The organism is Clavibacter rahimiani (assembly GCF_052654495.1).
This window is the reverse complement of sequence record NZ_CP199790.1, coordinates 1,300,050-1,318,028: the sequence shown is the minus strand read 5'-3', so window position 1 is coordinate 1,318,028 and position 17,979 is coordinate 1,300,050. Positions and strand designations below refer to the sequence as shown.

Here is a 17,979-nt window from a genome sequence, read left to right as displayed (position 1 = left end):
GCCTCGGCCCGGCCGGGTCCCGACGGTCAGGACTCCTCGTCCTCGTCGTCGATCTGCTCGTCGGCGGGGGCGACCTCCCCGTCGCGGGCGTGGAGCGCGGCGTGGCGGTCCCACTCCCCCATCAGGCGCTCGATCGCCGCGTGGAAGCGTGCCGTCGCCGCGCCCGGAGCGGCGTCGCCGAAGTAGTGCCGCACCCACGCGGCGAGGCGACGGTCCGCCGCGTCGTCGTGCTGCAGCGCGTCCAGCCGCGTGACGATGTCGCGCGCGTCCTCCGCGGTCAGCCACTCGCAGTCGGAGAGGTAGCCGTCGGTGTCGATCTGCGCCTCGGCGCGCACGGGCCGCGTCACCATGAGCGGCCGCCCGGCGGCTAGGCGGTCGTAGACCATCGCGGAGATGTCGACGATCGCGAGGTCCGCGGCGGACAGCTGCCAGGCGAGCTCGCGCGAGCGGTCCACGACGTGCTGCGCCGCGGGATCCTGCGCGTTCGCCCGCTCCAGCATGGCCGCGATCTCGCGGTTGGCGCGCGCGTACTCGGGGTCGACGACGCCCGATCGGGGATGCGGACGGTAGACGACGCGGTGCCGCCCGGTGGCGATGAGGTCCCGCACTAGGGGCACGCCGTGCGAGGCGATGGACCCGTACGCGGCGGCCGCGCGGTCCCCCTCCCAGGTCGGCGCGTACAGGACGACCGTCCGGTCGTCCGGCGTGTACGGCAGCTCACCCGAGTAGTGGTCGGCCTGCGGGCGGCCGATGGGGATCGCCCGGCGGTCGAGGTCGTAGTCCCAGAGCACCTTGCCCAGCCGGGCGCGGGCGGCGTCGCCGGCGATGAGGCTGTAGTCGTAGGCCTTGAACTGGTTGGTGGTCATGTACATCTTGTCGGACTCGCCGTGGTTGACGAAGACGTGCCAGCGGCGCCCGTACCGCATCATCTGGAAGTTGCGCGTGTTCTGGTTGACGTAGAGCACGATGCGGATGTCCTGCTCCGCGATGACCCGCTCGAGGTCGGCCACGCGGCGCACGTACTCGACCGGCAGCGGGCTCTCGTCGAGCAGCGCGTCCGCTCCGCTCGGGTGCCGGCTCAGGATCACGACCGGGTGCGTGCGGGCGAGCTCGAGGAGCGGCCGGTACCACTGGCGGATCTGGTACATGTTCACGGCCGAGTCGGCGAAGTACACGGCGACGCGGTACTCGCCCTGCGGCGACGGGGCGCGGAGCGCGAGCTTGCGCTGCAGGGAGCCGCGGGCACGGCGCTGCTGGACCAGAGAGCGGACAGCGCGTGCGCCCAGGCGAGCGTCGTTCAGGAGACCCATGCATCCACCGTAGCCAGCGCTCGGAGCGGCTCCGGACGCGCCCCGCTCGGGGGCGCGGAACGGTGTGGGATCGTGACCGACCGCGGCCGGGTCACGATCAGATGACGGGCGGCCTGCCCGCGCGCGCCATCCGGACGACGGTCCGCCACGACATGGGTCGGCGCGCGCCGGGCGACATCGTCCAGCCCTCACGCCAGCCCCGGATCCAGGTGCCCAGCCCGTCGCGGTTCCGCGCGCTGCGGATCAGCTGCACGGCCGTCCACGATGCGACGTACACGGGCACGAGCGGCAGCGGGAGGTTGCGCCGGGCCAGCCAGACGCGGTTCCGCGCATTGAGGCGGTGGTACTCCGCGTGGCGGGTGGGCGCGACGGCGGGGTGGTGGGCGACGAGGTCGCCGGCGTACCAGGCGCGGAAGCCCTGGTCCCAGACGCGCCACGCCAGCTCGATCCCCTCGTGCGCGTAGAAGAACGCGCCTGCCCACCCGCCGGCCGCCTCGAAGGCGTCGCGACGCACGACGACCGCGCCCTCGAGCACGGAGAAGACCGCGCTCGACTCGCCGGGATCGCCCTTGCGGATGCGCGGGATCCAGCGCCGGGGCGTCGCCGCTCCCGTGGGGTCGACGATGCGCGGTTGGATGAGCGCCACGTCGCCCAGCCGGCGCATGAGGGCGAGGCAGTCGACGAGGAAGGTCGCGCTCGGCACCGTCTCGTCGTCGTCCAGGAAGAACAGCGTCTCCCCCGCCACGTGCGGGACGCCGGCGTTGCGTCCCGCCGGGATGCCCAGGTTCTCCGGCAGGTGCAGGCCCCGGACACCCGCGGCGAGTCCCTCGGGATCCCAGCCGTTGCCGACCACCACCACGTCGAGCTCGACGCCCTCCTGCCGGAGCACCGAGGCGATCGACGCCGCGAGCCCCTCGGGTCGTCGTCCCTGGCTGAGGACGACCACGCCGACGCGGGGCAGGCCGTCCGTCACGCGGAGGTCAGCCGACGGGAGGTGACGATCATGACGAAGTGGCCGACGAGCGCGAGCACGGCCAGCGGCACGAGCGCGGCGAGCAGGACCCGGTCGGTCGCGGGCTGCCCCGCCACGATGCCGACGAGCGTGACGACGAAGACGACGATCGTGAGCTCGACCGAGTGGAACATGCGGTGGAACGGGAGGAAGCGCACGGCCCGACGCGCGACGGCGATGAGCGACTGCCGCGACGCGACGGTGCTCGCGCCGACGGGCGCCTTCGGCAGGTCGGCGGATGCGCGAGCGACCCGGACCATGTCGTTCAGGGCCTTGTTCAGCACGATCACCAGCGCCAGCGCGAAGGCGAGCGTCGTCCACGGCAGGTCGCCGGGCGCTTCGAACGGGTAGGCGGCCGCGCGGATCCCGAGCGCGAGGGCGATCAGGGTCTCCGTCGAGTAGTGGCCCACGGCGTCGAGGAAGTGCCCGACCGGCGAGGAGGTGCGGCGCCAGCGCGCGACCTCCCCGTCGCAGCAGTCCACGAGCATCTGCAGCTGGCCGAGCACCAGCGCGAGCGCGGCGCCGCCGATGCCGGGGATGAGCAGCGCCGCCGCCGCGGCCCAGCCCGTGAGGATCATGACCACGGTGACGCCGTTCGCGCTGATCCGGGTGCGCAGCAGCAGCCACGTGAGGTACGGCGACAGGTCGCGCAGGTAGAGGTGCGCCGTCCAGTGCTCGGCGTTGGCGCGGAGCCGCACCTCGGGCGGCTGCGTCACTCGCCGCAGCTCGGCGATGGAGGTGGGCAGGCCGCGGTCGCCGGTGCCGGGAGAGGCGGTCATCGGCCCGTGTGCCCGTCGAGGTCGTCGGTGAGCTCGAGGAAGCCGAGAACGAAGCCGGTGCCCCAGCTGAAGTGGATGGACGGGAGGACCGCCGCGAACCGCAGCATCGTCGCGGCGCCGTCCCGCGATGCCACCGTGACGGTGCTCACCAGGACGAAGCCGGCATAGACGCCGGGCACGACGAACGCGGCGACGAGCCGACGGAGGGCGGGCAGGCCGACGGCCGGTCCGACCAGGCCCGCGATCCCGAGGACGAGGCCCGCGGCGACCCCGGCCACCGCGACGGGGGGCACGAAGTAGCGCACGGAGTTCTGCCGCGTGTAGCGCCGCGCGAGTTCACCGCGCCAGAGGCCCGTGGCGAAGAACTGACGGATCAGCGAGCGGAAGGTGGAGCGCGGGCGGTACGTGACCTTCATGCGCGGGGTGAACCAGACGAGGCCGCCGGTCTGTCGGAGGCGCCGGTTGAGCTCCCAGTCCTGGCCGCGGCGGACGCCCTCGTCGAACAGGCCGACCTCGAGCAGGCGGTCGCGGCGGAACGCGCCGAGGTACGCGGTCTCCGCGGGTCCCTCCTTGCCGCCCACGTGGTGCGCGGTGCCGCCCAGCCCGACGCGCGCGCCGTAGGCCCGGGCCACGGCCTTCTCGAACGGGGTGCGTCCCTCGGCCGACATGAGTCCGCCGACGTTGTCGGCGCCCGTGGCCTGGAGCGTCTCGACGGCGATGCGCGTGTAGTCCCTCGGCAGCAGCGAGTGCGCGTCGACGCGGATCACGATGGGGTGCCGCGTGGCGCGGATGGCGGCGTTGAGGCCGCCGGGCGTGGAACCCGTGGGGTTGTCGACGCTCGTGATGCGCGGATCCGCTCGGGCCATCTCGCGGACGACCTCCGTGGTGCCGTCGGTGCTCGGCCCGAGGGCCAGCACGACCTCGACGTCGCCCGCGTAGTCCTGCTGCATCATGCTCTCGACCGCGGCCCGGACGTGGGCCGCCTCGTTGAGGATCGGCATGACGTACGAGACGGCGGGCAGTCCGCCGGTGCTGCCGGCGACGGGTTCGCGTCGCGGGAGGTGCGCCATCTGAGCCGATCTCGTGAGGGAGGTGCGGCCGGGGCCTGTCAGTGGCCGAGCCTCGCAGCACTTTACCAGCCTCCTCGTCCGGCCCCGCCCACGACGACGAGGGGCGGACCGGCACCCGCCGATCCGCCCCTCGTGATGCGTGGACCTACTGCTGGAGCGTGCCCAGCTTCACGTCGATCTGCTGCTTCTGCCCGCCGCGGATCACGGTCAGCTCCACGTCGCTGCCGCCCGCGAGAGCGCGGACCTGCGCGGTGAGGTCGCTCGCCTTGCTGATCGGGATGCTGCCGAACGCGGTGACGATGTCGCCCTGCTTCAGCCCCGCCGAGGCCGCGGCACCGCCGCTCTGGACCTCGGCGATGAAGGCCCCACCGACCGGGGTCGTGGAGTCGCCCGTGGCGACGTCGCGGACGCTCGCCCCCAGCAGGCCGTGGGAGGCGCTGCCCCCCTGGATGATCTCCTGGCCGACCCGCTTGGCGAGGTTGGACGGGATGGCGAAGCCGACGCCGATGCTGCCCGCGGTGGAGCTGGTGCCGCCCGCGTTGGCGATGGCGACGTTGACGCCGATGAGCTTGCCCTCGCCGTCGAGAAGGGCGCCGCCGGAGTTGCCGGGGTTGATCGCCGCGTCCGTCTGGATGACCGCGAGGTTGATCGTCGCCGCCGCCTGGCCCTGGGGGCCGGAACCGCCCTGTCCGCCGGATCCGCCCTGGCCCTCGTTGCCGAAGGGCCAGAAGTTGAACGGCGTCTCGTCGCTCTGGCTGCCGTCGCCCGGCGTCTCGGGAGCGGCGGAGGACGCGACCTGGATGCTGCGGTCGAGAGCGCTGACGATGCCGTCGGTCACGGTGCCGGAGAGCCCGAGCGGGGCTCCGATGGCGATGGCCGTGTCGCCGACGTTGAGCTTCGACGAGTCGGCGAACTCGATGGGCGTGAGGCCGCTCGCCCCGTCGAGCTTGATGACGGCGAGGTCGACGACGGGGTCGGTGCCGACGAGCTGGGCCGTGTAGAGGGCGCCGTCGGCCGTCTTGACCTGGATGGTCGCGTCGCCCGTCTGGCCGTCGAGCGTCACCACGTGCGTGTTCGTGAGGATGTATCCATCACTGGAGAGGATGACCCCGGATCCGGTGCCTCCGCCCTGCGCGCCCGCGACCTCGATGGTCACGACGGAGCCGGAGACCTTCGCGGCGACGGCGGTGATCGGGGTCGCATCGTCGGGGTCGTTGACGGTGATGTTGGCGGGCGACTGGCTGACCGACTCCGTGGCGTCCTCATCGTGGGCGACCGTCCAGGCCGTGAGCCCTCCTGCGGCGCCGCCGATGAGCGCGCCCACGGCGAGCATGGCGACGAGGGGCAGCGCCTTGGCGGTCTTGTTTCGGCGCGGAGGAGCGGCGGTCGTGGCGCCGTCGGTGCCGGTGACGGGGGCCGACGCCTGGTCGGAGTCGGAGGAGGACGGCGCGACCGGGGCCGCGCCGTAGGCGAGCGTGTCGCGCTGATCGGCGCCGGACGGAGCGGGATGGGCTGCAGCTGCGGGGCCGGCGGGTGCGGGCCAGGCCGCGGCGTCGCCTGATGACGGCGCGGGCGCGGAGGCCGGGCCGTCCGAGGAGCCGTCGGCGCTGCCGTCGATGTCTCGGCGGCCCTCGTGCTCGTCTGCTCCGTGGGTTCTGTCGGTCATCGGTGCTGCTCCTCTCAGGTCCTGCCAGCATTCCGGGCGAGTCTGGGCGTTCTCTATGGCTGCCCTGACAGCGGGCCTTCCTGACCCCGGCGGAGGATCCGCCGGTTCTCAGGACGACTCCCGCATGACCCGGTTGCTGGTCCGAGCGTACGCGTCGCATCGGACGCGGGGACCGCGGGCAGGGGGCTTGACCTGCCCTCGCTTCTCCGTCAGCAGCCGGGTCCGGCATGAGCCGATCCGCATGCACCGCCGACCAGGACCGTGGAACCCTGGAGGACATGGAGCGTGACCGGCCCGATGAGCACCGGGAGGACGCCCGGGATCTGCTGCCACCCACCCCCGTCGAACCTGTACGACGGCGAATACGCGATCGTCAGGCTGATCTGCCGGTCACCGACGCTCGGATACACGTGGCTCGTGTCAGTGGGACTGAAGTCCTGCTGGCCCAGCTGCCTCCAGGACGCCCCCGGACCCTCGACCGTCGTCGACGTCCCGTCGCCGTGATCCCACGTGAAGGACACCGGCACGAACCGCACCTGCGCCGGCCGACCCAGCAGCGTCCCGTCGACCACCTGCGGAGTTGCGTCCGTGAGCAGGTTCACCGGCGCCCCGACCAATGCCCACCCGTTCGGCTGCGACCGGATCGACGCCGACCGCGGCACGAACTGCGCCACGTCCTCCAGCGTCACCCCGGGGCCAGCGGGCGCGACCGGGGCCGGATCGGCCGGCTTCACGGGCGGCTGCGCGGGCGGGAGGAACGCGTGCTGCCCGTCCAGGCAGGTGCCCTTCCCCGGCCGACAGGCCGTGTCGACGTCTGCCGCGAGGCGGTCCTGCCTCGGCACCGGATGCGGCACCACCGGCGCACTTGACCCCTCATCGTCGGGAGAACTCGCTGCCCGACCGTCACCAGAGGCGGATCGCGGGACAGCCGCGCTCCCCGTCAGCTGCACCGACGCTCCGCTGATCGCACCAGCGGCGCATGCCCCGCTACTGGTCGTACGCGAGCTGCACCCGGCGTCCGAGGCGGATGCCGCATCCGCCGGCGTCAGCGAGACCACGGCGAGCGTCGCGACGACGAACAGCCGTGAGCTCATCCGCATGCGTGCACCCTGTCATTGCGCACGAAGTCGCTTATCCGCCAGCTGCCATCCTCGATCTTCACCGCCTTCATCTGCAGGCTGACGAGGTTGTCCCGCTCGGGCGTGATGTCCGCACCTGATGCATCGAGCACGCGCGTGCCACTCACGTCGAGACACACCTGCGCGTCCATGTAGGCGCGCCCCTGGGCGTCGCTTCCTCGATCAGTGACCTCGAAGCCGCGGAAGGTGTCCTTGCCGACGATTCGACGACCCGACTGGTGGTCGGATTCGAGGCTGTCAGCGTCCGACGAGAGCGCGGTTCCGGTCAGGAAGCCTCGCAGCTCATCGATTGTCTCCGTCTCCATGGGGAGGTCGAGGTAGGCCGAGTACAGGCTCTTGAAGGTCGCATCGTCCTGCTCCTGCCGGGTCAGCGTCGTCGATGGGGTAGGCGGAGCTTCCGCAGTCGATGAGCATCCCCCTAAGACGGACAAGCACGTGATGACCACGAGGGTCGACGCTGCCGATCCCCGTCCTCCGACAGGTAGGCCATGCCATCGCTGGTGCAAGATCTTCTCCCCCGGCCGTTCGGATCCCGCGCGTCTGGGTGCGCATGCACGACCAAGGCGCCGCGGGTGGAGGAAACGTAACGGGTGTCCGGGACGCCAGCTCGAAAGGCTCCACACGGCCGGAATCACCACGACGTCGACCACCTGTGAGGGGACCGCGGCGACGCGGCCGCGCCATGATGGGCGCATGACGATTCCCGGCGCGTGGGTGCGCGCGGCCCGCGGGGCCATGCTGCTGGCGCCGGACGGCACGCCCGGCACGACCGTGTTCGCGGAGATGAGCGCGCTGGCGGCGGCGACCGGCGCGATCAACCTGGGGCAGGGGTTCCCGGACGAGGACGGGCCGAGCGAGGTGCTCGAGGCCGCGCGCGCCGCGATATCCGCCGGCATGAACCAGTACCCGCCCGGACGCGGGACGCCCGAGCTGCGTGACGCCGTCGCCGCGCATCAGGAGCGCTTCTACGGCCTCGCCGTGGATCCCGCCACGGAGGTGCTGGTCACCGCGGGGGCGACCGAGGCGATCGCGGCGACCCTCCTGGCCCTCGTGGAGGAGGGCGATGAGGTCGTCACGCTCGAGCCGTTCTACGACGCGTACGGCGCCCTCATCTCGCTCGCCCGCGGGATCCACCGCACGGTTCCGCTGCGCGCGCCCGGCTTCCAGCCGCACCCCGACGACCTGCGCCGCGCGATCTCGGACCGCACCCGCGTGATCCTGCTCAACGACCCGCACAACCCGACCGGCACGGTGCTCAGCCCCGAGGCGCGCGCGCTCGTCGTGGAGCTCGCCGTCGCGCACGACGCCGTGATCGTCACCGACGAGGTCTACGAGCACCTGGTCTTCGACGCGCCGCACGTGCCCATCGCGACCCTGCCGGGCGCGCGCGAGCGGACGGTGACGATCTCCTCCGGCGGCAAGACGTTCCGGACCACGGGCTGGAAGATCGGCTGGTTGACGGCGCCCGCTCCCCTCGTGTCGGCGATCCTCGCGGTGAAGCAGTTCCTCACGTTCGTCAACGGCGCGCCGTTCCAACCCGCCATCGCGACCGGGCTGGCCCTGCCGGACGCCGTCTTCGACGGGATCGCCGCCGACCTGCGCCGCAAGCGCGACATCCTCGCGGCGGGTCTGACGGCGGCGGGCTTCCGGATCCACCTGCCGGCGGCGGGCTACTTCATCGTCGCCGACGCCGCCCCCCTGGGCTTCCCCGACGCCCGCGAGCTGTGCCTGCGGCTGCCCGAGCTGGTCGGCGTCGTCGGGGTGCCCCTGTCCGCGTTCTGCCGACCGCCGCTGGCGGAGGAGCACGCGTCGCTACTGCGCTTCGCGTTCTGCAAGCGGATCGACGTGCTCGAGGAGGCGGCGACGCGCCTCGCCGCCCTCGGGGACGGGACCGCCTGAGCCGGCACCCTGGTACCACCGCGGTGCCGCGGCGGGGTCCGGAGGGGGGACGCAGATCCGAGGACCCCGCACCTAACGTTGCTCACGCGGGCGCTGGGTCCGCGCAACCACCCTGAGGAGGCAGCGCGCATGATCGTCGCTGAGAACCTGACCAAGCGCTACGGCGCGAAGACCGCCGTGGACGGCGTGAGCTTCACCGTCCAGCCGGGCATGGTGACCGGATTCCTCGGCCCGAACGGCGCCGGCAAGTCCACCACGATGCGCATGATCGTGGGGCTCGACAGCCCCACCTCCGGCTCCGTCACCGTCAACGGCCACCGCTACCGCGACCTCCAGGCACCGCTCCACGAGGTCGGCGCGCTCCTCGACGCCAAGGCCGTGCACACGGGCCGGAGCGCCTACAACCACCTGCTCGCGATGGCGGCCACGCACGGGATCCCGCGCACCCGCGTGGACGAGGTCATCGAGATGACGGGCCTCCAGCCCGTCGCGAAGAAGCGCGTCGGCGGTTTCTCCCTCGGCATGGGGCAGCGGCTCGGCATCGCCGTGGCGCTCCTCGGGGACCCGCGCACGCTGATCCTCGACGAGCCCGTCAACGGCCTCGACCCCGAGGGCGTGCTCTGGGTGCGCAACATCACGCGCTACCTCGCCGGGCAGGGCCGCACCGTCCTCCTCTCCTCGCACCTCATGAGCGAGATGGCGCAGACGGCCGACCACCTCATCGTCCTCGGCCGCGGACGCGTGCTCGCGGACGCGCCGGTCGCCGCGGTGGTGGCCGGGGCCACGAGCGGCCTCGTCCGCGTCCGGTCCCCGCACGCCGACCGGCTCGGCCAGGCGGTGGCGCGGCCCGACGTCGTGGTCACGAGCGTCGAGCGCGACGTCATCGAGATCACCGGGCTCACGGCCGCGCAGGTCGGCGACGCGGCCCTGTCCGCGGGCGTCGTGCTGCACGAGCTCACGCCCGTCACCGCGTCCCTCGAGGACGCCTACCTGTCGCTCACGCAGGGCGACGTCGAGTACCACAGCGCCGCGATCGGCACGACGGAGCAGGAGACCGCACGATGAGCACCACGACCTACGCCCCCGCCCCGGTGACCACGGGACGCCCGACCCTCGCGCGCCTCATGCGCTCCGAGTGGATCAAGCTCCGCACCCTCCGCTCCACCATCTGGTGCTTCGCGCTCGTCTTCCTCCTCCTCGCCGGCTTCTCCGCGCTGTTCACCCCGTTCGTGGTGGACCAGCTGCGGGACCAGCTCTCGCTGCCCGGCGTCCCCGCGTCGGACCTGCTGGTCTCGGTGGGCCTCAGCGGCCTCACGCTCTCGATGCTCGTCGCGGGCGTGCTCGGCGTCCTGGTCATCAGCGGCGAGTACTCGACCGGCATGATCCGCTCGTCCTTCAGCGCGGCGCCCCGCCGGCTCGGCGTCATCGCGGCCAAGGCGATCGTCTACACGGTCGTCACGTTCGTCGTCACGGCCGTCGCGGTCGCCGCCGCGCTCGTCATCGCCCGCGGGTACTTCGGAGCCGCCGGCGCCGACGTCGACCTGCTGTCGGGCGACCTCCTGCTCGCCGCGCTCGGCGGCGTGCTCTTCGTGGTGCTGATCGGCCTCATGGGCTTCGGCTTCGGCCTGCTGCTGCGCAACGGCGCGGCGGGCATCGGCGCCCTCGTCGGCCTCGTGCTGGTCGTCCCGATCGTCGGATCGCTGCTCGGCGGCGTGCTCGACTGGGTCGCGGACCTCGAGCCGTACTTCCCGCTCAGCGCGGGCAACCGGCTCTACGCCACCGGCACCGCGGCGCCCGGCTCGCTCGAGTTCTGGCAGGCGCTGCTGGTCATGCTCGGCTGGGTCGCGGTGATCCTCGTGCCCGCCCTCGTGCTCGCCCGCAAGCGGGACGCCTGATCGACGCGGGCCGGAGGGCGCCGTCGGGCGCGGCGGACGTCGCCGCGCTCGACGGCGTCCGCCTGCCCACCCCGCCCGGCGCGATCCGCGGCTGGATGGCGCGGCACCCGCGCGTCGTCGACGCGGCCATCGCGCTGCTGTTCACGTGGGGCTCCATCGCGACCGGCGTCGGCCTCGGCAGCCGGTCGACCGTGCCCTCCGCGGGGATCGTGCTCGTGCTGCTGTCCCTCCTCATGGGCGCCGCGCTCATGTTCCGCCGCAGCCGCCCGGTGACCGTCCTCTCGGTCAGCGTCGCCTGCGCCGTCGCCGTCGCGATCATCTCCGGCACCTTCGACGGCGGCGCGATCCCCTTCGCGCTGTACGCCGTCGCCGTGCACGGATCCTCGCGGCGCGCCTGGATCGGCCTCGGCGGCGTGGCCCTCCTCGCCGCCGTGATCGTGCCCGTGACCGCAGGCACCGGGCCCCTCGAGCTGTCGGCCGCGACCATGCTGATCGTCAGCCTGATCCCCATGCTCATCGCGACGCTCATCGGCACCAACGTGGGCGGCCGGAAGCGCTACGTGCAGGCGCTCCGGGACCTCGCCGTGCAGCTCGCCCGGGAGCGCGACCAGCAGGCGCGGCTCGCCACGGCGGCGGAGCGCACGCGCATCGCCCGGGAGATCCACGACATCGTCGCCCACGGGATCACGGTCATGGTCACGCTCGCGGACGGCGCCAGCGCCAGCGCCGTGGCCCGGCCGGAGCTCGCGCGGGACGCCATGCGAGAGGTCGCCGACACCGGCCGCACCTCCCTCTCCGAGATGCGCCGGATGCTCGGCGTGCTCGCGGAGGATCCCGGCGACGTCGCCGCCGACGCGCCGTCGCTCCGCGCACCGCAGCCCGGCCATGCCGACCTCGCCGCGCTCGTCGACTCGTTCCGCTCGACGGGCCTGCCGGTGCGCTTCACGAGCACGGGCACGCCGCCGGACGACCCGGGCCGCCAGCTCGCCGTCTTCCGCGTCGTGCAGGAGTCGCTGACCAACGTTCTCCGGTACGCGCCCAACGCCGACCGCGTCGACGTCAGGGTCGACCACCGGCCCGACGAGATCGTGGTCGAGGTGACCGACGACGACGTGACCGGCCCGGTCGTGCCGCCCGTCCCCGGCAGCGGGCGCGGACTGGTCGGCGTCTCCGAGCGCATGGCCGTCTACGGCGGCACGGCGTCCGCCGGCCGACGCGAGAACGGCGGCTGGCGCGTGCACGCCCGGCTGCCCGGCGGGCTCCACGACGTCCGGCCCGGCGACGCGACGCGATCCCCCGCCCCCACCGCCGACGCCCGCCCCCGCATCCAGGAGGACCGATGACCGACACCCGCACCCCCGTCCGCGTGCTCATCGTGGACGACCAGGCGCTCGTGCGCATGGGCTTCCGCATGGTGCTCGACGCCGAGCCCGGGATCGAGGTGGTGGGCGAGGCCGCCGACGGGAGCGCCGCCGTGACGCGCACCGGCGAGCTCCGGCCGGACGTCGTGCTGATGGACGTGCGCATGCCGGGCATGGACGGCATCGAGGCCACCACCGAGATCGTGGCGCGGCACCCCGCGACCCGCGTGATCGTCCTGACCACGTTCGACCTCGACGAGTACGCGTTCGCGGGGCTGCGCGCGGGCGCGAGCGGCTTCCTCGTCAAGGACACGCGACCCGAGCACCTGATGCAGGCGATCCGCGCGGTGGCCGACGGCGACGCCGCCATCTCCCCCCGGGTGACGCGCCGCATGATCGAGCTGCTCGGCACCGCGATGCCCGCGGCAGGTGCCGCGGCGGGCACGGGCGACGGCGCGGCCGACCCGCGTCTCCGTCCCCTGACCTCCCGCGAGCTGGAGGTGCTCACGGCGCTGGCCGAGGGGCTCACCAACCAGGAGATCGCCGGCCGGCTCTACCTGTCCGAGTCGACGGTGAAGACGCACGTGGGCCGGGTGCTCGCGAAGCTCGACGTGCGGGACCGCGTCCAGGCCGTGATCCTCGCGTACGACTGCGGGCTCGTGCGGCCCGGTGCGTGAGGACGCGCGGGCCGGGTCGCCGGGGGCCCGCGCGGCGGGAGAGGATGGACCCGCCGGCCGCACGCCGGGACGGACCCACAGGAGCGCGATGACCACCACCGCCGAGGACGCGCGCGTCCCCCTCCCCCGGGCGCGACGCGCCGCCGATCCGCCCGCGGGCGATCCGGGGGCGGGGACGAGCACGGGCGCCGACACCAGCCTCCTCGAGCGCGCGTCGACGCCTCCGGTCTGGAGCTGCGTCGTCTGGAACGACCCGGTGAACCTCATGACCTACGTCTCGTACGTGTTCCGCAGCTACTTCGGCTTCCCGCGGGAGCGCGCCGACGAGCTCATGCTCCGGGTGCACGAGGACGGCCGGGCGGTGGTGGCCACCGGGATCCGCGAGGAGATCGAGCGCCACGTGCTCGCCATGCACGGCTACGGCCTCTGGGCCACGCTCGAGCGGGTCGACGCGTGAGGGCGTTCCGCCCGCGGCCGGACGGCACGGTCGCGGCCCACGTCGAGCCGCACGAGGTCGCGATGCTGCGGGGGCTGCTCGACGAGCTCCGCGGGATCCTCGACGAGGGGGCCGCGGGCGACGGCGCCCCCTCCCCCGTCGCCGGACGGCTCCTGCCCGACGCGTACCCGGGCGACGCCGAGGCGTCCGCTGAGTTCCGCCGATTCACCGCATCGGACCTCGTCGCGGGGAAGGCCGCGGACGCGACGTCCGTCGAGGCGACCCTCGCGGAGGCCGACGCCCGCGGGGCCGGGCGGCGCGGGCTCCTGGTGGTCCTGGATCCGGCGGGCGCGCAGGCCTGGCTCCGCACCCTCAACGACCTGCGGCTCGCGATCTCCGTGCCGCTCCGCATCGACGAGGCCGACGGCTGGCGCGACCGCGCTCCGCGGGAGAGCGCGAGCCTGTACGACTGGCTGAGCTTCGCGCAGGGGTCGCTCATCGAGGCCGTCGACCGCTGACCCCGGCCCCTCCGCAGGCTCGGCGAGCATGATGGAGGGGACCCGCGGACCCGCCGGCCCGATGGGCCGTGTCCGCAGGAGAGGAGCAGCATGCGCGTCGTCGTCATCGGAGCGACCGGGAACCTCGGGACCGGGGTGCTGCGGCGCCTCCACGCCGCCGGGGCGGACATCGTGGGGGTCGCGCGGCGCATGCCCGACGCCTCCCTCGAGCCGTACTCCGGCGTCACCTGGCGGCTCGCCGACATCGGCGCCGCGGGCGCCGTCTCCGGCCTCGCGGCGACCCTGCGCGGCGCGGACGCCGTGATTCACCTCGGCTGGGCCCTGCAGCCGAACCACCGCGAGCGCGTGATGCACCGCACCAACGTCGTCGGCACCGCGCACGTGCTCGAGGCCGTGGCGCAGGCGGGCGTGCCCCAGGTGGTCGTCGCCTCCTCCGTCGGCGCGTACAGCGCAGCTCCCAAGGACCGGCCGCGGGACGAGTCGTGGCCGACCGGCGGGATACACACCTCCCACTACTCCCGGCACAAGGCCGAGAACGAGCGCGCGATGGACGCGTTCGAGACAGCCCACCCCGAGGTCGTGGTGACGCGCATGCGGCCGGGCCTCGTGATGCACGACGAGGCCGCGGCCGAGATCGCCCGCCTGTTCCTCGGGCGCCGGATCCCCACCCGCTGGCTCGGCCTCGCCACCCGCACCCCGGTGCTGCCGCTCCCCCGCCAGCTCGTGTCCCAGGTCGTGCACAACGAGGACGTCGCGGACGCGTTCTGGCGCGCGGTCGAGCGGCGCGCGCCCGGCGCCTTCAACATCGCGGCCGACCCCGTCGTCGATCCCGCACTCGTGGGGCGCCTGCTCGACGCGCGCGTCGTGACCGTCCCCCTCCCGGCGCTCCGGGCCCTCGTGTCCGCGAGCTGGCGGCTGCGCATCCAGCGGACCGACCCGGGCTGGATCGACATCGCCGCCAACGTGCCCGTCATGTCGACCGAGCGCGCCCGCGAGGTGCTGGGGTGGACGCCGACGCACCGCGCGGAGGACGTCCTCGCCGAGTTCGGCCGCGCCTTCGTCCACCGCACCGGCCGCGAGGGCTCGGCGCCGCTCGCCGGATGACCGCGGACGCCGACTTCATCGCGGCCGCGCTCGAGCGCGAGGGCGACGGGTACCGCGCGGAGGCGGAGCGGGAGCGGCTGCGGTCGGACCTGGAGTTCGTCGGCGCGTCCGTGGGCGCCGTCCGCGGCACGGTGCGGGACCTCGGGCGGCGGCATCCGGGCATGAGCCGGGACGAGGCGGTCGCGCTCGCGTCGGAGCTGTGGCGCTCGCGGGTCTACGAGCGCCGGCTGGCGGCGGTCGTCCTGCTGCAGACCCATGTCGACCGGCTCGACAACGGCGACCTGACGCGGATCGAGGGGTTCGTGCGGGATGCGCGGCTGCGGGTGCTGGTGGATCCGCTCGCCCTCGACGTCATCGGCCCGCTCGTCGAGCGCCTGGCCGGGCCGTCGCGCGTGAAGGCCGACGCCGCGCTCGACCGCTGGGCGGGCGAGGCGGACGTGTGGCTGCGCCGGGCGGCCCTGCTCTCCCCGTCCCGGCCGCTCCGCGCGGGCGGCGGTGACTGGGACGGCTTCCTCCGCCGCGCCCGGGCGGCCCGGACTGCGCCGCGCGGCGGGCACGACGTCGTGCGGGAGGCGGTGGACCGCGTGCGCGAGCTCGTGCGCGACGCGCGGCCCGACCTCGCCGCGGATCCCGTCCCCGGCGGCTGAGCGTCCCCGGCCGCTGGACGCCGGCGGCGCCTGGCCGCCCGCGGCGCCCGCCCGGACGTCCCGCCCGCCCGCCGGTACGGTCGGGACATGACCTTCGACGACGACGCCCGCATCGACAGCAGCAAGGTCACGCGTCGCCGTGGCCGGGGACGCACCACCGGCATCGCCGCGGGCGGCGGCGGGCTCCTCGTGGTGGTCGCCGTGGTCCTCGTGCAGCAGCTCACGGGCGTCGACATCTCCGGCCTCGTCGGGGGCGCGGGCGGCGGCGGGGGCGGATCCTCCGAGCAGCAGGACGAGGCCCTGACGGGCTGCGACACCGGGGCCGACGCCAACGCGGACATCCAGTGCCGGATGGCCGGCGCCGCCGACTCGCTCGACACGTACTGGACCGCGACGGCGCCCGAGGTCGGGATCGGCGACTACGGCACGCCCGGCTTCGTGCTCTTCGACGCCGCGACGACCACGGCGTGCGGCGACGCGACGAGCGCGACCGGCCCGTTCTACTGCCCGCCCGACCGCAGCCTCTACATGGACACCACGTTCTTCGACGAGCTGCGCTCCCGCTTCGGCGCGTCCGGCGGGCCGCTCGCGCAGATGTACGTCGTGGGCCACGAGTGGGGCCACCACATCCAGCAGCTGTCGGGCGCCTTCGACCGCGCCGACCGCACGGGCACGGGTCCCGAGTCCGACTCCGTGCGGCTCGAGGTCCAGGCCGACTGCTACGCGGGCGCGTGGGTGGGGGCCGCCTCCGAGATCCGGGACGACGGCGGCACGGCGTTCCTCGAGCCGGTCACGCCGACCGAGATCGCCGACGCGCTCGACGCAGCCGCCGCCGTGGGCGACGACCGGATCCAGGAGGCGAGCGGCGCCGAGGTCGACCCGCACACCTGGACGCACGGATCCGCCGAGCAGCGCCAGCGCTGGTTCGAGGCCGGTCGCGCGGGCGGTCCCGCGGCGTGCGACACCTTCGCGGTGCCGGCCGGGCGCCTCTGACGCCCGGCCGCACCGGGTGCCGCGGCCGCCGCGCCGGCGTCAGCCCTCGGCGGGCGCGGGCGGATCCGTGCGGAAGCCGACCAGCCGGTGCGTGCCGTCGCAGTAGGGCTTGATCGAGGACACGCCGCAGCGGCAGAGGGCGACCGTGCTGCGGGTGCGCGGCAGGGGCCGGCCCTCGGGATCCACGATCTCGAACTCCCCGCGCACGAGCAGCGGGCCGTCCGGGTACGCGATGATGCGCGGCGGCTCGGCGGCGGGCGACCGCACGGGCGCGGGCACGGGCACGGGCCGGACCGGCCGGTCGTCGTCCGCGGGCAGCGCGCTCACGCGGCGCTCGGCGCGACGGCGTCCGCGACGGCCGTCGACCCCGGCCGGAGGGACGAGCGCCCGGCCGTCCAGCTCGACAGGACGTGCGTCCCGACCCAGCCCTCGACCTCGAGGCAGGCGGCCGCGCCGAACAGCACGTCGCCGAGGAGGTGCGGCTCGGACTCGACGAGCCCGCCCGCGAGGTCGTGCGCCGCGATCTGCTCATGGACGGCGTCGGCCTCGACGTGCTCGTCGTAGTACCAGGCGACGTCGTCGCCGAAGCCGAGGCGGCGGATCCCGCTGGCGTAGAGGCGGCTCGGGATGCTCGAGGTCATCTCGAACGCGGCGAGGTGGCCGACGATCGCACCGCGGAGGCGGCGGTGCAAGCCGAACAGCGACATGGTGTTCGACGACGCGAGCGTGATCGCGGGGACGTCGTCGAGGTAGGCGCCGTAGCGGTCGTCGAGGCCGACGCCGCGGAGGGTCGTCCCGAAGATCGTCGCGTGCACGCGCTCGGGGCGGCCGCCGCCGTACTCGTCGGCCTGGATCTCGACGAGCGCCGCCTTCGCGCGCCCGCGGAGCCGCGGGATCGCCCAGGAGTGCGGGTCGGCCTCGCCGAGCGTGTAGACCGAGCGCTGCACGAGGAGCTCACGGAGCTGCGCGACGCTGGCCTTCTTCGCGACGAAGCGCGAGAGGGACGGGCCGGAGTCGGCCGAGGTGAGGGCGAAGAGCGCCGCGGCGACGCCGGCGGAGGTCGGCTCGGGGAGCTCGGGGACGGTGACGCGCTCGCGGAGGGCGGCCTCGACGGCGCGCTCGAGGATCCCGCGGACCGCGAGGAGGCGGGGGTCCCACTCGCGGTCGTCGTCGACGCCCTCGAGGCCCGCGTGGTGCAGCTCGTACAGGCAGAACAGGGCCAGCTGGACGTCGTCGTCGCGCATCACGTCGTCGGTCGCGGCGAGCGCCTGCATCGCGAGCGCGGCGAGGTCGGGGCCGGCCGCGATGGCGAGCCCGTCGGCGGCGGTGCCGACCCCGGATCCGGGCGCGACGTCGGCGCCGACGAGGTCGGCGAGGAGCGCGGCGCTGAGCGGGCCGCGCGCGGCGGGGAGGGGGGACGGACGGGTGCGGACCGCTTCGTGGGCGGTGGCGAGCAGATCGGTCATGGGTCCA

19 protein-coding genes are annotated in these 17,979 nt (G+C 74.2%); 10 read left to right on the top strand and 9 right to left on the bottom strand.

Annotation, left to right across the window (positions count from 1 at the left end; translation table 11 throughout):
- Positions 1-26 precede the first annotated feature (26 nt).
- The 7 genes from ACT7CP_RS06315 to ACT7CP_RS06285 form a co-directional block, all read right to left on the bottom strand.
- Positions 27-1,310: a hypothetical protein gene (locus tag ACT7CP_RS06315; protein WP_445443787.1), complete on the bottom strand. Its 1,284-nt coding sequence runs from the start codon at positions 1,308-1,310 to the stop codon at positions 27-29.
- A 97-nt stretch (positions 1,311-1,407) separates the two neighbouring features.
- The gene (locus ACT7CP_RS06310) at positions 1,408-2,283 is read right to left on the bottom strand and encodes a glycosyltransferase family 2 protein (RefSeq protein ID WP_445443786.1); all 876 of its coding nucleotides are present in this window, start codon (positions 2,281-2,283) and stop codon (positions 1,408-1,410) included.
- Complete coding sequence (locus ACT7CP_RS06305) at positions 2,280-3,101, bottom strand: CDP-alcohol phosphatidyltransferase family protein (protein ID WP_413963331.1); 822 nt, start codon at positions 3,099-3,101, stop codon at positions 2,280-2,282. Before ACT7CP_RS06305 ends, ACT7CP_RS06310 begins: the two co-directional genes overlap by 4 nt.
- Positions 3,098-4,171: a glycosyltransferase family 2 protein gene (locus ACT7CP_RS06300; RefSeq protein ID WP_413963332.1), complete on the bottom strand. Its 1,074-nt coding sequence runs from the start codon at positions 4,169-4,171 to the stop codon at positions 3,098-3,100. Before ACT7CP_RS06300 ends, ACT7CP_RS06305 begins: the two co-directional genes overlap by 4 nt.
- 145 nt (positions 4,172-4,316) lie before the next feature.
- Positions 4,317-5,837 carry a S1C family serine protease gene (locus ACT7CP_RS06295; protein WP_445443785.1) on the bottom strand — a complete coding sequence of 507 codons (1,521 nt, stop codon included), beginning with the start codon at positions 5,835-5,837 and terminating at the stop codon, positions 4,317-4,319.
- 209 nt (positions 5,838-6,046) lie between these two features.
- Positions 6,047-6,937: a hypothetical protein gene (locus tag ACT7CP_RS06290; protein ID WP_445443784.1), complete on the bottom strand. Its 891-nt coding sequence runs from the start codon at positions 6,935-6,937 to the stop codon at positions 6,047-6,049.
- Positions 6,928-7,422, bottom strand: coding sequence for a hypothetical protein (locus tag ACT7CP_RS06285; protein WP_445443783.1), 495 nt, complete (start codon positions 7,420-7,422; stop codon positions 6,928-6,930). Before ACT7CP_RS06285 ends, ACT7CP_RS06290 begins: the two co-directional genes overlap by 10 nt.
- Positions 7,423-7,669: 247 nt before the next feature.
- Here ACT7CP_RS06285 and ACT7CP_RS06280 point away from each other — a divergent pair, with 247 nt between their 5' ends.
- The 10 genes from ACT7CP_RS06280 to ypfJ all read left to right on the top strand — a co-directional run bounded on the left by ACT7CP_RS06280 (position 7,670) and on the right by ypfJ (position 16,506).
- Positions 7,670-8,875 (top strand): aminotransferase class I/II-fold pyridoxal phosphate-dependent enzyme, encoded by a 1,206-nt coding sequence (locus tag ACT7CP_RS06280; protein ID WP_413963336.1) that lies wholly within the window; start codon positions 7,670-7,672, stop codon positions 8,873-8,875.
- A 129-nt stretch (positions 8,876-9,004) separates the two neighbouring features.
- Positions 9,005-9,940 carry an ABC transporter ATP-binding protein gene (locus ACT7CP_RS06275; protein ID WP_413963337.1) on the top strand — a complete coding sequence of 312 codons (936 nt, stop codon included), beginning with the start codon at positions 9,005-9,007 and terminating at the stop codon, positions 9,938-9,940.
- The gene (locus ACT7CP_RS06270; RefSeq protein ID WP_413963338.1) at positions 9,937-10,770 is read left to right on the top strand and encodes an ABC transporter permease subunit; all 834 of its coding nucleotides are present in this window, start codon (positions 9,937-9,939) and stop codon (positions 10,768-10,770) included. Before ACT7CP_RS06275 ends, ACT7CP_RS06270 begins: the two co-directional genes overlap by 4 nt.
- A gap of 95 nt (positions 10,771-10,865) precedes the next feature.
- Entirely contained in the window at positions 10,866-12,113 is a 1,248-nt protein-coding gene (locus ACT7CP_RS06265) for a sensor histidine kinase (RefSeq protein ID WP_413963339.1), read from the top strand.
- On the top strand, positions 12,110-12,808 hold the full coding sequence (locus ACT7CP_RS06260) for a response regulator transcription factor (protein WP_445443782.1): 699 nt from the start codon (positions 12,110-12,112) through the stop codon (positions 12,806-12,808). The genes ACT7CP_RS06265 and ACT7CP_RS06260 overlap by 4 nt, the downstream gene beginning before the upstream one ends.
- Positions 12,809-12,896: 88 nt before the next feature.
- On the top strand, positions 12,897-13,265 hold the full coding sequence (gene clpS, locus ACT7CP_RS06255) for an ATP-dependent Clp protease adapter ClpS (protein ID WP_445443781.1): 369 nt from the start codon (positions 12,897-12,899) through the stop codon (positions 13,263-13,265).
- Entirely contained in the window at positions 13,262-13,762 is a 501-nt protein-coding gene (locus ACT7CP_RS06250) for a DUF2017 family protein (protein WP_445443780.1), read from the top strand. The genes clpS and ACT7CP_RS06250 overlap by 4 nt, the downstream gene beginning before the upstream one ends.
- 90 nt (positions 13,763-13,852) lie before the next feature.
- On the top strand, positions 13,853-14,866 hold the full coding sequence (locus ACT7CP_RS06245) for an NAD-dependent epimerase/dehydratase family protein (RefSeq protein ID WP_445443779.1): 1,014 nt from the start codon (positions 13,853-13,855) through the stop codon (positions 14,864-14,866).
- Positions 14,863-15,513 (top strand): DNA alkylation repair protein, encoded by a 651-nt coding sequence (locus ACT7CP_RS06240; RefSeq protein WP_445443778.1) that lies wholly within the window; start codon positions 14,863-14,865, stop codon positions 15,511-15,513. Before ACT7CP_RS06245 ends, ACT7CP_RS06240 begins: the two co-directional genes overlap by 4 nt.
- A gap of 87 nt (positions 15,514-15,600) precedes the next feature.
- Positions 15,601-16,506, top strand: a complete 906-nt coding sequence (gene ypfJ, locus ACT7CP_RS06235; RefSeq protein ID WP_445443777.1) for a KPN_02809 family neutral zinc metallopeptidase — start codon at positions 15,601-15,603, stop codon at positions 16,504-16,506.
- A 39-nt stretch (positions 16,507-16,545) separates the two neighbouring features.
- On the opposite strand, the gene ACT7CP_RS06230 is transcribed toward ypfJ, so the two are convergent.
- Both ACT7CP_RS06230 and ACT7CP_RS06225 read right to left on the bottom strand, forming a co-directional pair.
- Positions 16,546-16,833, bottom strand: coding sequence for a CDGSH iron-sulfur domain-containing protein (locus ACT7CP_RS06230; RefSeq protein ID WP_445443776.1), 288 nt, complete (start codon positions 16,831-16,833; stop codon positions 16,546-16,548).
- Complete coding sequence (locus tag ACT7CP_RS06225) at positions 16,830-17,972, bottom strand: iron-containing redox enzyme family protein (protein ID WP_445443775.1); 1,143 nt, start codon at positions 17,970-17,972, stop codon at positions 16,830-16,832. Before ACT7CP_RS06225 ends, ACT7CP_RS06230 begins: the two co-directional genes overlap by 4 nt.
- Positions 17,973-17,979 lie beyond the last annotated feature (7 nt).